Annotated in this window: 10 protein-coding genes; 4 read left to right on the forward strand and 6 right to left on the reverse strand. The window is 72.8% G+C overall.

Translation table 11 applies throughout. The annotated features are described in order from the left end of the window. The first annotated feature begins 82 nt into the window (after positions 1 to 82). Positions 83 to 775 (forward strand): Crp/Fnr family transcriptional regulator, encoded by a 693-nt coding sequence (locus IF22_RS0130055; RefSeq protein ID WP_030337710.1) that lies wholly within the window; start codon positions 83 to 85, stop codon positions 773 to 775. Between the two features lie 76 nt (positions 776 to 851). Here the strand turns inward: IF22_RS0130055 and IF22_RS34760 are convergent, their stop codons facing one another. Further along, positions 852 to 1,109 carry a hypothetical protein gene (locus IF22_RS34760; protein WP_081884176.1) on the reverse strand — a complete coding sequence of 86 codons (258 nt, stop codon included), beginning with the start codon at positions 1,107 to 1,109 and terminating at the stop codon, positions 852 to 854. Between the two features lie 61 nt (positions 1,110 to 1,170). Here IF22_RS34760 and IF22_RS0130065 point away from each other — a divergent pair, with 61 nt between their 5' ends. Continuing rightward, positions 1,171 to 4,719, forward strand: a complete 3,549-nt coding sequence (locus IF22_RS0130065) for an AAA family ATPase (RefSeq protein WP_245233771.1) — start codon at positions 1,171 to 1,173, stop codon at positions 4,717 to 4,719. A gap of 17 nt (positions 4,720 to 4,736) precedes the next feature. Here IF22_RS0130065 and IF22_RS0130070 read toward each other — a convergent pair whose 3' ends face one another. Beyond that, positions 4,737 to 5,429: a lysophospholipid acyltransferase family protein gene (locus IF22_RS0130070; protein ID WP_030337712.1), complete on the reverse strand. Its 693-nt coding sequence runs from the start codon at positions 5,427 to 5,429 to the stop codon at positions 4,737 to 4,739. A gap of 325 nt (positions 5,430 to 5,754) precedes the next feature. Between IF22_RS0130070 and IF22_RS0130075 the strand changes: the two genes are divergently transcribed. Both IF22_RS0130075 and IF22_RS0130080 read left to right on the forward strand, forming a co-directional pair. Continuing rightward, positions 5,755 to 6,606 carry a hypothetical protein gene (locus IF22_RS0130075; protein ID WP_030337713.1) on the forward strand — a complete coding sequence of 284 codons (852 nt, stop codon included), beginning with the start codon at positions 5,755 to 5,757 and terminating at the stop codon, positions 6,604 to 6,606. 158 nt (positions 6,607 to 6,764) lie between these two features. Beyond that, positions 6,765 to 8,261 carry an alpha,alpha-trehalose-phosphate synthase (UDP-forming) gene (locus IF22_RS0130080; RefSeq protein ID WP_245233772.1) on the forward strand — a complete coding sequence of 499 codons (1,497 nt, stop codon included), beginning with the start codon at positions 6,765 to 6,767 and terminating at the stop codon, positions 8,259 to 8,261. 19 nt (positions 8,262 to 8,280) lie between these two features. Here IF22_RS0130080 and IF22_RS0130085 read toward each other — a convergent pair whose 3' ends face one another. From IF22_RS0130085 to IF22_RS0130100, 4 genes are all read right to left on the reverse strand, one after another. After that, positions 8,281 to 9,075 (reverse strand): alpha/beta hydrolase, encoded by a 795-nt coding sequence (locus IF22_RS0130085; protein ID WP_030337715.1) that lies wholly within the window; start codon positions 9,073 to 9,075, stop codon positions 8,281 to 8,283. Between the two features lie 55 nt (positions 9,076 to 9,130). Further along, the gene (locus tag IF22_RS0130090; RefSeq protein ID WP_030337716.1) at positions 9,131 to 10,537 is read right to left on the reverse strand and encodes a flavin-containing monooxygenase; all 1,407 of its coding nucleotides are present in this window, start codon (positions 10,535 to 10,537) and stop codon (positions 9,131 to 9,133) included. A gap of 117 nt (positions 10,538 to 10,654) precedes the next feature. Beyond that, positions 10,655 to 11,347: an endonuclease/exonuclease/phosphatase family protein gene (locus tag IF22_RS0130095; RefSeq protein WP_030337717.1), complete on the reverse strand. Its 693-nt coding sequence runs from the start codon at positions 11,345 to 11,347 to the stop codon at positions 10,655 to 10,657. An 11-nt stretch (positions 11,348 to 11,358) separates the two neighbouring features. Then, complete coding sequence (locus IF22_RS0130100; protein ID WP_030337718.1) at positions 11,359 to 12,306, reverse strand: ROK family glucokinase; 948 nt, start codon at positions 12,304 to 12,306, stop codon at positions 11,359 to 11,361. Positions 12,307 to 12,361: the final 55 nt, after the last annotated feature.

Below are 12,361 nucleotides of genomic sequence, written 5' to 3' on the forward strand. Positions count from 1 at the left end.
CGGTGTCAGTTCACCTTGTCGGGGCCCATCAGGTTCGCCCGGTGAGCGAGTTGTGGTCCATGACCGGGGGAGGGGTTGGGCCGTGGAGGTTCGCCTGCCAGAGCCGGGTGACGCGCTCACGGGTGTGGAGATGTTCGCTGGGCTGGAGCCCGAGGTGCGGCAGCGCGTCATCGCCGCCGCTGTTCCACGTACCTATCGCAAGGGCCAGCTGCTCTTCGTGGAGAACGACCCCGGCGAGTCACTGATAGTGCTGCGCCGTGGCGCGGTGGCCGTGTTTCGGACCGCGCCCACCGGCGAGCGGGCCGTGCTGTCGGTTATCCGTCCGCCGGACGTGCTCGGCGAAGTCTCCCTGCTCGACGCGTCCACCCGGTCCGCCTCGGCGGAGGCCATCGAGGACTGCGCGGCGCTCGCGCTGTCGCGGGGCGCGTTCATGGAATTGGTGCACTCCAACCCCCGCATCCTGGACGCGGTGATGCGCTCACTGGGCGGGTTGATCCGCCGGCTCACCGAGCAGAACGCCGACCACGTCTTCCTCGACCTGCCCGGTCGGGTGGCGAAGACGCTGGTCCGGCTGGCCGGCGAGAGCCAGGCACCGATGATCACGATCGAGCTCAATCAGAGCCAGCTGGCCGAGATGGCCGGGGGTTCCCGGCAGAGCGTCAACCAGGCGATCGGCTCGTTCGCGAGTCGCGGCTGGCTGCGTACCGAGGGTCGTCGGATCGTGGTGACCGACGTGGCCGCGCTGCGTCGGCGCGCTGGCATGAACGACCGCTAATCGGTCGGCCGGCACCGGGCGGCTGCACGACGGGTGCGGCCGGCGGACCGAGGGCCCACCGACCGCACCCGGGCGATCAGTTCTCCGTGCTGTCGGCCGGCGGCGCGCCCGGCCCCGGACCGATCTTCTTCGGATCGGTCGGCTTACCAGCCGTGGACGTGCTCGACGAGGTGGTCGTGGTCTCCCCCGACCCGCCCGACTGACCCTCAGGCTCTTCCACCATGCCCTGCTCCTCCAGTTCGGCGAGAGTGACAGCATCGACGTCGATCGTGTCGCCCGGAGCCCACTGTGTGCCACCCGGATCGGTCCACGAGGCGGACAATCGTACTTGCACGGCACTCTCCCTGACATGAAACTTCCTGGTACGGAACACTAACCCCGGCCGATCGACGACGTTGCCCGTCCACCCGTCGGTTACCCGACTGGCGGGTCAGCCGCGATACTGGCCCCTCTCGCCCACGGAGCTGAACATCGACCTCAAGTGTGGACACTGCGCCCGCGCGGCCGGGCCGGACGACCGCTTCTGCGGCGGCTGTGGCCAGCCGCTCGGCGTCAACTGTGCGCACTGCGGGCACGCCAACAGCACCGAGGTCAACTTCTGCACCAGCTGCGGTCAGCCGCTGCGCGACCACGTCGTCGTGGTGCAGGAGGACCGGCGTCAGGTCAGCGTCCTCTTCGTCGACATAGTGGACTTCACCAGGTACGCGGAGCAGGCCGACCCGGAGCAGGCCCGCAGTCTGCAGCAGACCTACTTCGCCAAGGTGCGCCGGATCGTGCACCAGTACGGCGGGGTGGTCGAGAAGTACATCGGTGACGCGGCGATGGCGCTGTTCGGCGCGCCGGTGGCCACCGACAACGACGCGTTGCGGTGTGTGCGCGCCGGCCTGGAGCTGCAGCGGAGCCTGGCCCGTCAGCCCGCCGGTCCGCAGCCGCCGCTGGGCTTCCGGGTCGGCATCGCGACAGGCGAGGCCCTGGTCGACCTCTCCGCCACCCGCGACGGTGGGCAGGCGTTCGTCACCGGAGACGTGGTCAACACGGCCTCCCGCCTGCAGGGGTTCGCCCCACCGGGCGGTGTCGTCGTCGACGAGAGCACCTGGTCGGCCACCCGGCACGAGATGGAGTACGCCGACCAGCCACCGGTCACCCTGCGCGGCCGGTCCGCGGTGAGCCGGATCTGGCTGGCCGTCCAGGTCCGACCGCACCGGGACCCGCGCGGCGCCGAGCTGACCCCGATGGTGGACCGGGAGCACGAGCGCGGCCTGCTGGTCAACGCGCTGCACCGGATGGTGACCGAGCGGACCTCCCAGTTGGTGACGGTGTTCGGCCCGGCCGGTGTGGGCAAGAGCCGGCTGCTGCGCGAGCTGGCCCGCAACGCCGGCAGCATGCCCGGCCCACCGGTCACCTGGCTCGTCGGGCAGTGCCCGCCGTTCGGCGAGAACGTCACCTGGGCCGCACTGTCGGACATCGTGAAGACCTGGGTGGGCGTGCCGGAGGTCGACGACCCGGCCGCGCTGCGCGAGCGGCTGCGGGCCCGGCTGGCGCAGCTCGCCGACCCGCACGCGACCCGGCTGGCCGAGGCGCTCGGGCCGCTGATCGGCGTACCCGGCGAGCGGCTCACCCCCGGCGAGACCGAGGCGGCCTGGCGGCGCTTCCTGCTCGCCCTGGCCGCCACCGGTCCGACCGTGCTCGCCTTCGAGGACATGCACTGGGCGGACCAGGCGATGCTCGCCTTCGTCGAGCAACTCGGCGCGACGGCGCGCGGCATACCGCTGCTGGTCGTCGCGACCGCCCGCCCGGAACTGCGGGAACGGCACCCGGCCTGGACCGGCACGATCAGTGGCGCGATGTCCATCTCGGTGCCGCCGATGCACGACACCGACATCGACACGCTCTACTCGCTGCTTCTCGGGCAGTCGACGCTGCCCTCCGCCTCGCGTACCCCGCTGATCGAGTTCGCCGACGGCAACCCGCTCTACGCCCAGGAGTACGCCCGGATGCTGCTGGACGGTGGCCTGCTCGACGGCGTCGACTCGGTCGCCCGCCCCGACCTCGACGGCGGCCCGGAGATGCCCCGCACCGTGCAGGCGGTCATCGCGAACCGGCTGGACCTGCTGGACCCGGCCGACCGGGCGGTGCTCCAGGCCGCCGCCGTGGTCGGCGTGGTGTTCTGGGCCGCGCCGGTGGCGATGGCGCTGGGGCGGCCGGTGGAGTGGGTCGAGCGCGCGCTGGACCGCCTGCAACGTCGCGACCTGGTGTACGAGCAGAGCACGTCGACGATGCCCGGTCAGCCCGAGTACCGGTTCCGGCACATCCTGGTGCGCGACGTCTGCTACCAGCGGCTACCCCGGGCCGAACGGGTGCTGCGTCACCAACGCACCGCCGACTGGATGGCGCAGCTCACCGACGGCCGCCAGTACGACCTGGCCGAGGTGCTGGCCCACCATCGCTGGGCGGCACACGAGATCGCCCGCACCGTCGGGCTGGACACCGCCCCCTACGCCCCGCCGGCTCGGGCCGCGCTGCACCGGGCGGCCCGCCGGGCGTACGAGCTGCACGCGCTGGACACCGCCGCCGCGCTGGTCAGCCGCGCGCTGGCCCTCGACGTCGGGCCGGACCCGGCGTTGGAGCTGTTCGACGCGGAGCTGGCGTTCTATCGGGACGGGGACGCCTTCCTGGTGGCGGGGGGCACGGACACCCTCAGCCGGCTGGCCGAGCGGCTCACCGCCGGCGGCGACCGGACGGGGGCGGCGCGCGCCTGGACGCTGCTGGCCACCGCCGCGTGGAGCCGGGCCGACCGTTCGGCGACGTTGCACTGCCTGGACCAGGCGATCGGCATCTACAGCGACCTGCCGGACAGTCAGGAGAAGGCGGGCGCCCTGCTGGAGCTGGCCCGGGTGCACATGCTGAACGCGGAGACCGAGCCGGCGTGCGCGGCGGCGCGGGCGGCAGCAGCCCTCGCCGAGCGGCTTGAGCTGCGCGAGGTCCAGGCCAACGCCCGGATCACCCTGGCCGTGGCGCGCTACCTGGCCGGCTCCGCCTCGGCGTTCCCGGAGCTGGCGGAGGTGACCGAGCACTGCCGGGTGGAGCGGCTGACCAGTCGACGGCGGGCGGTGCAGAACCTGGCCTGGGCGTTGCAGGAGGAGGGCGACCTGGCCGGCTCGGCCCGGTTGGTCGACGAGCAGCTCACCCTCGACCTGGGCGGCGAGCACAGCCTGGCCACCAGCTTCGCCGACCAGTGGGCGCGGTCGTACTACGCGGGTGACTGGACGGCGGCGCTGGCGATGGCCGCGGAGTCGACCCGACGACCGACCGCGGAGTGGGATCTGCACATCGTGGCGGTCTCGGGTTGGATGCGCGGGCTGGCCGGAGCCGAGCTGGACGAGACCGCGGGACCGGACGGACCGGGTGGGGACCTGGTCGAGCAGGCGCTGGTGGCGGCGCGGCGCAGCGGATTCCACCGGGTGCTGCGCTCCACCCTGGCGCACGCCGCGTTGTGCCGGGCGGTGCAGGGCCGCCGCGACGAGGCGATGGCGCTGCTCACCGAACTGGACGAGGACTGGCGGCGGACTCGGATGATTCCGTTCGCGGAGTGGGTGCCGACGGTCGGTCACGTCGCCGGAGTGCTCGGCGCGGACGCGGCCCGGCTGGTCCGGCAGCTGCTCGACCGGGCGCCCCGGATGACCCCGTGGGCGCACGCCGCCGGTCAGGTCGCCGACGCCACGCTGGCCCGGCACGTCGGGGACGCCCCGACCGCGGCGAGCCTGCTGCGGTCGGCGGCAGGGAGCTACGCCCGGATGACCGACGTGACCGACGAGGTCATCACACTGGCGCTGGCGATCGGCCCGCTGGCCGAGACCGACCCGCCCGCCGCCGCGGCGACCCGGGCCCGTCTGCACGACTTCGCCACCCGCCACCGCGCCCCCCACCTGCTCCAGCTGCCCTGACCGTCGACGGGCGGTGGCTAGGCGGCCAGCGGCGCCGGGATGGGTTCCTTGAGCTTCTGGGCGTAGATGTCGACGTACTCCCGGCCGGAGAGCTCCATCAACTCGTACATGATCTCGTCGGTGACCGCGCGCTCGACGAACCGGTCGCCGGCCAGCCCGGCGTAGCGGGAGAAGTCCAGCGGCGCCCCGAACCGGATCCGCACCCGGTCGATCTTGGGGATGAGCTTGCCCGGCGGTTGGATCTCGTCGGCGTTGAGCATCGCCACCGGCACCACCACCGCGCCGCTCTCCAGGGCGAGCCGGGCCACCCCGGTCTTGCCCCGGTAGAGCCGCCCGTCCGGGGAGCGGGTGCCCTCCGGGTAGATGCCGGCCACTCCCCCGGCCCGCAGCACCTGCAACTGGGTGTCCAGGGCGGCGCGGGCGGCCCGGCCGCCGGAGCGGTCCACCGGGATCGTGCCGGTGCCGACGAAGAACATCTTGGTCAGCCAGCCCTTGATGCCCTTGCCGGTGAAGTATTCGGCCTTGGCGACGAAGGTGACCTTCCGGGCGGTGATCAGCGGTGTGAAGATCGAGTCGGAGAAGGAGAGGTGGTTGCTCGCCAGGATCACCGGGCCGGTCGCCGGCACGTTGTGCAGGCCCTCCACCTGCGGGCGGAAGATCAGCTTGAGCAGCGGACCGAGGATGACGTACTTCAGCAGCCAGTAGAGCACCGGCGTCCTTTCCCGTGGTGTGCCCGCGACAGCGCCAGCCGTCGTCGCCGCCGAGCCTACGAAGCGAGCGCTCCCACCACAACGGACGGCGCTGCGGGGCTGCGGCATCGAGCTATGCCACGATCACCGAGATCGCACTTGTCGCGCAAGAACGGACAAAGGAGCCCTGCCGCGACCTGCGGGAGGAGCCGTGACTTTGGAAGACGCGACACAACGCACTCCCGGAACCATGCCCTGACGTGTCACGATTCAGAGCACGGCGTACGGACGGGCGTCGAAGGGCAGCGGTGGCCGCGCCGGAAGGCGCGTTAAGGGGGATGTCCGGGTGTCAGCGGGTGGGGCCCGCCGGGGACGGCGGGACAACGGGCTCGACGCGAACGAGTACGCCGTCGTCGGCGACGTCGATCCGCGCGTCGGCGAGCACCTGCTCGACGTGCTGGCCGCCGGTGGGATCGCCGCCTACCTCCAGCCCTCCGCCGACCTCAACCCGGTCACCCGCACCACCACCGTGCCGGCCCGACCGGTCGACCGGCTCTACGTCGACCGGTCGCACCTGACCACCGCACGGGACTACCTGACCCAACTCGCCGACGAGACCGCCGTGGAGCAGCCGCCGGCCCGCGACGAACCGGACATCGACGCCGAGTGGGCGCGGATCGTGGAGGGCTTCCACACCACCTCCGCACCCGGTGACCACCCGTGGCCCGCCTCCGAGGACGTGGACGAACGGGATACCCGGGACGAGTCGACCCCCGGGTCGTTGACCCGCTCCAGCACCGACGAGCCCGGTCCGACCGCCACCGACGTTCGCCGGCTCCCGTCCGCCACCGACATCTCCGGGATCTCCGTGGGGCGCGGCACCCGACCGGACGAACCCTCGCTGCTGGACGGGCTGGACACCTTCGGTGCCGACCTGCCCGACGACGATGACGACGAGGGCTACCACCCGCCGCCACCGCCCCCACTGCCACGGGTCAGCAAGTACGCGGTGATCGGCGTGCTCGGGGTGGTCGTCGGTTTCGTGCTGTTCCTCTTCCCGTGGCTGCTCCCGATCGACCGCTCGGCGGTCACGCTGTTCGGGTTCACCGGCATCCTGGCCGGTTTCGTCACGTTGGTCTGGCGGCTGCGCCCCGGCGACGAGGACGACGACGACCCGGACAACGGCGCCGTCGTCTGACGTCGGCCCGCATCCCGGGACAGCAGCGCCCCGCCGGTGGCGTAACAGTGGTGTAACTTACTGTCAGTAGGAATACCGCTGTACGTCACTTCCCCCGCTGACTGACCGGTTTTCCCTTGCTCGCGGCGGTCAGTCCTCTGCTGATCGGAATGCCCGAGATGCGACAGAGTTCTCTCGTGGTGGTCGCCAACCGCCTCCCCATCGATGACAATCAGGCGCCCGACGGCGCCTGCGAGTGGCGGCGCAGCCCCGGCGGGCTGGTCAGCGCACTGCACCCGCTCCTGCGGCACACCCCGGCGACCTGGGTCGGCTGGGCCGGTGGCACCGGGCCTGCCCCCGCACTGCCCGACGTCGACGGCGTGCGGATGCACACCGTCGCGCTCAGCCCGGAAGACCTGCGCGACCACTACGAGGGGTTCGCCAACGCCACCCTCTGGCCGCTCTACCACGACTCGGTCGAGCAGCCGCAGCACCACCGTCGGTGGTGGGAGGCGTACCAGCGGGTCAACCAGCGCTTCGCCGAGGCGACAGCGGAGGTGGCCGAGCCGGGCGCGGTGATCTGGGTGCAGGATTACCACCTGCAACTGGTCCCCGGTCAGTTGCGCGCGCTCCGCCCCGACCTGCGCATCGGGTTCTTCCTGCACGTGCCGTTCCCGCCGCCGGAGCTTTTCATGCAACTGCCCCGTCGGGCCGAACTGCTGCGCGGCATGCTCGGCGCCGACCTGGTCGGCTTCCAGCGCGTGCAGGCGGCGCACAACTTCGCCCAACTGGTGACCCGGGTGCTGGAACTGCCCGCCACCGACCGGCGGATCGGCATCGACGACCGGGTCGTCCGCATCGGCGCGTTCCCGGTCTCCATCGACACCGCCGAGATGGCCGCGCTGGCCGACCGGCCGGACGTGGCCGCGCGGGCCCACCGGCTCCGACAGGACCTCGGCGATCCCCGGCAGGTCATCCTCAGCGTCGACCGGATGGACTACACCAAGGGCATCGAGCAGCGTCTCAAGGCGTACAGCGAGTTGCTCGCCAGCGGCGACGTCAAGGTCCGCGACACGGTGCTCGTGCAGGTCGCCATGCCGAGCCGGGAACGCGTCGGCCAGTACCAGATCCTGCGCGAACGCATCGAGCGCGAGGTCGGCCGGATCAACGGCGAGTTCGGCCGGGTCGGCGAGCCGGCGATCCACTACCTCACCCAGCCCTTCGACCGCGCCGAGCTCGCCGCGCTCTACCGGGTCGCCGACGTGATGGCGGTGACCCCGCTGCGCGACGGAATGAACCTGGTCGCCAAGGAGTACGTGGCCGCACGGGTCGACGACACCGGCGCCCTGCTGCTCAGCGAGTTCGCCGGCACCGCCGCCGAGCTGTCCCAGGCGTACCTCGTCAACCCGCACGACCTGGAAGGGCTCAAGCAGGGCCTGCGGGCGGCACTGCGGGCCAGCCCGGCCGACACCACTCAGCGGATGCGCGCCATGCGCGCCCACCTGCACCAGCACGACATCCGGGCCTGGGCCCGCTCCTACCTGCGCGCCCTCGACGAGGGCGGCGCCCTGATCAGCCGCCTGACCAGCACCGAAACCGGCTCCGAGGGCACCGCGCGGGTGCCCCGGCCGGTCGCCCCGACCGGCAGCCCGGCCGTCCACCAGGGCGGCACCTGAGCACTGTCGGCCCGGCTGCTCAATGCGCCGCGGGCTCCTTCTCCAACCAGTCCAGGATCGCGTCGATCGGCTCCGCCCACCGCACGTCCACCATCAGGTCGTGGCCCATCCCGGGAAAGAGCAACGGGGCCGACCCGTACCGCCGGGCCACCCGGGTCAACGTCGACGCCGGCACCACCCGGTCGTCCGGGCTGCCCAGCACCAGCACCGGGGGCGCGCCCACGGCCGGCTCCGCCTCCGGCGCGCCCAGCAGCGCCCACTGCGCCCGCCGACCCGCCCGACCGAGGCGTCCGACGTAGCGCCGGGCCTCCTCGTCGGGCAACTCACTACTGAACAACTGCCGCCGGTTGAGCCGCAACGGCCCGCCGAACACCGCCGGCAGCGTCCCCGCGGGGTTGCGGCGCAACGCCGCGCCCAGCAGACCCCAGCCGCCGAAGACCGGCGCCACCAGCACCGCGCCCCGCGCCGGGTAGCGGGCCAACGCGTGCGCCACCACCAGGGCCCCGGCGCCGTGCCCCACCAGCACCGCCTGCCGCGGCAGGCTCGCCGCCACCTGGACCACATCGTGGGCGTACGCCCGCAGCGTCGCCTCCGGCGCCGGCTCGCTGCCACCGTGCCCCCGCAGGCTCACCGCGTACGCCGGGAACCCCCGCGACGCGGCGTGACCCAACCAGTGCTCGGCGAACGCCCACGCGCCGTGCCCGAACCCGGGCACGAAGAGCAGCGGCGGACGCCCCTCCTCCAGCTCGGGGATCGCGCTGAGCACCTCCCGCCGGGCCGGCCGGACCGGGCGCGACCACTCCCGGCCGCGCATGATCCGCAGCTCGCTCACTGGTCTGCCTTTCGTTCGCGACGATGCGGCTGGGCGCTCACTTGCCCTCCAGCTCGGTCAGGGCGCGTTGGACGGCGCGCAGGTAGTCGGCGTGCCCGACCTCGAACCAGTGCCGGCTGCTCTCCTTGACCGGCCCGGAGTACCGCTCCCCGGCCCGCTCCCGCACCCGGGACGCGAACGCCGCGGCGCGTTCCGGCCGGTCCCGACGGGCCCGCAGCAGCCGGGCGAAGAGCACCGTCTGCCAGTGCGACAGGGTGAACAGCCCGGAGTCCGGTTGCAGCAGCCCGGCGACCGCCAGGGTGGGATGCCCCGGGGTGAACGCGTTGAGCCACAACGTGGGCCGACCCGCGCCCGCGCTGTCACCGAACACCGACGCGTCGAGGAACTCGAAGCGCGGGAGGTAACCGGTGGCGAAGACGACCACCTCGGGGTCGATCTCGCGGCCGTCGGCCAGCTCCACCGCGTACGGGTGGAACCGGGCGACGTCCGGCACCGGACCGATCCCGCCGTGGCCCACGTAGTAGACGAGCTGGCTGTTCGCGATCGGGTGCGTCTCGTACACCCGGTGGTCGGGCTTGGGCAGCCCGAAGCGGGTCAGGTCACCGACGGTCAGCCGCAGCGTCCAGTGGTAGAGCCACTGCCGTACCCGCAGCGGCACCCGCAGCGCCAACAGGGTGTCGTTGACCTGGTCGGCGGGGCGACCGAGGACGTACTTCGGCGCGTACCAGTAGCCGCGCCGGGTGGAGTGCCAGCAGCGCGACGCCTGCTGGGCGGCCTCGACGGCGATGTCGCAGCCGGTGTTGCCGGCGCCGACCACCAGCACCCGTTTGCCGCGCAGCTGCGCCGGGTCCTTGTAGGACGAGGCGTGCATGACCTCGCCACGGAACTGTTCCAGGCCCTCGTAGCGGGGCAGCTTCGGCGACCAGTTGTGGCCGTTGGCGATCACCACGGCGGCGTACCGCGCGGTGCGCTCCGGGCCGTACCCGCCGGTGGAGCGGGTGGTCACGTCCCACCGATCCCCCTCGACGGGCTGGACCCGGATCACCTCGGTGCCGAACCAGATGTGCGAGCGCAGGTCGAAGTGGTCGGCGTACCGCTCGAAGTACGACAGCACCTGACCGTGGTGCGGATAGTCCGGCCAGGAGTCCGGCATCGGGAAGTCGGGGAACTGGGTGAACGGCTTCGACGAGATCAGGTGGGTGCTGGCGTACACCGGGCTGCGGTCGTGCCGCCAGTTCCAGGCGCCGCCGACGCCCGTCTCCCGTTCGTAGCAGTCCACACCGAACCCGTGCTCGCGCAGGTTCTTGATGGCGGTCAGCCCGCTGGCCCCGGCCCCGATGACGCAGACCGTGTCGCCCCGGTCGGAGACCGGGCGGCCGTCGCTGTTCGCCGCGGGCGAGGTCGCCTCCGGGTCGGGCCGGCCGTGGTCGGTGGAGGTGGACACCGGGGACATCTCCTTTTGGTACGGCAGGCGTGCCGGTCGCCGCGAAATCCTCTCCACAACGGGGCCGGATGTCCAGTCCTGGAGCGGACGCGTCGACGCGCGGGCCGGGGTCGGAGGTCAGCCGGTGGTGGGCAGGAGCAGGTCGACCAGGACCGGGAAGTGGTCGCTGGCCCGCCGGGTCTGCGGGGTGTCCACCACGTCGTAGTCGACAACGGTGATCCGTGGGTCGACGAAGAGCGCGTCGATGCGCCGGCGCGGGTCGGCGCACGAGTAGGTGAGCCGTTCGGCCCGGTCGGCCGCCACCGCGGCGTCGGTCAACCCGCGCGACACGGTGGCCCAAGCGGGCCCGTCTGGACCCTCGTTGAGGTCCGCGCCGGCCAGCACCGGGCTGGTCGCCGCGTCCAGGCCACGCTTGAACTCGGCGGCCTGGGAGGGCCGCTCGGCCGGGTCGGTGGACAGATGCGAGCCGGCGACGGTGAACTCAGCGTCGCCGACCCTGCAGTCGGCGTACGCGGCGCCGCGCAGGTGCCGGCCGGGGGTCAGCGGGAAGCGCTGGCAGCGGGTGCCGCGCACCTGCACCCGCAGGCTGGTCAGCAGCAGGTTGCCCAGGGCGGGCAGCCCACCGGCGGCCACCACCAGACCGAACGACTCGGCCAACGTGGCGGACTTCTGCCGCCACCGGAACCGGCGCGGCCCCTCCTGCACGATCACCACGTCCGGCTTCGCGGCCCGGACCACCGCCGCCAGCGCGGCGGTGTCGTCGCGCTGGCTGTGGATGTTGTACGACACCACGCGCAGCGGCACACCCATCCCGACCCGCCTCAGATCCGGCGGGCCAGGTCAGCCGCGCCGATCACCCCGGCGCTGTTGCCCAGCTCCGCCGGGAGCACCTCGGCCACCGGCAGCCGACCGCGCTGGGCGAGCGCGTCGAGGTACGAGCGGCGGGTGGGCCCGAGCAGCAGGTCGCCGGCGTCGATCACGCCGCCGCCGACGACAAGGGTCTGCGGGTCGAGGATCTGCGCCATGTCGGCGAGGCTGGTGCCCAGCCACCGGCCGATCTGGGCGAACGCCTCGGCGGAGACCGGGTCGCCGCCCTGGGCGGCGGTGGTCACCATCGGGCCGGTGATCGCCTCGGCCTCGCCGCCGGCCAGCTCCAGCAGGGCGGTGGCCCGGTTGGGCTCCTGCCGGGCGCCGGCCCGGGCGAACCGGACCAGGGCGCTGCCGCTGGCGTACTGCTCGATGCAGCCCAGCCGGCCGCAACCACACTGGTGCCCGTCCGGTACGGCCAGCATGTGGCCCAGCTCCGCGGCGATGCCGTGCGCGCCGCGCATCAGATCGCCGCCGAGGACGATGCCGCCGCCCACACCGGTGCCGATGGTGAACATGATCATCGAGTCGTCGGCGTCGCGGGCCGCGCCGTAGCGGAACTCGGCCCACGCGGCGACGTTCCCGTCGTTTTCCACGATCACGGGCAGACCGACGGCCTCGCTGACGTACTCGCGCAGCGGTTCGTCACGCCAGGCCAGGTTGGGGGCGAAGAGCACCGTCGAACGGCCGGCGTCGATCCAACCGGCCGCGCCGATGCCGACGGCCTCGATGCTCCGCCCGGTGGCCAGCTCGGCGACCAGCTCGATGATGACGTCGCGGGTCTTGGCGACGTCATCGGCGGGAGTGTCCCGTCGGGTCTGCACGAGCACCTGGCCGGTGTCGTCCACGACACCGCCGGCCACCTTCGTGCCACCGACGTCGACTCCGATGGTCAGCGTCACCGCTGCCGCCCCCCTCTGCTGTGCTGTCCGGCCCAGGTTCCGGCCCAGTGCCGGT

The sequence above is a fragment of the Micromonospora parva genome (assembly GCF_000718515.1).
GTDB lineage: Bacteria > Actinomycetota > Actinomycetes > Mycobacteriales > Micromonosporaceae > Micromonospora > Micromonospora parva.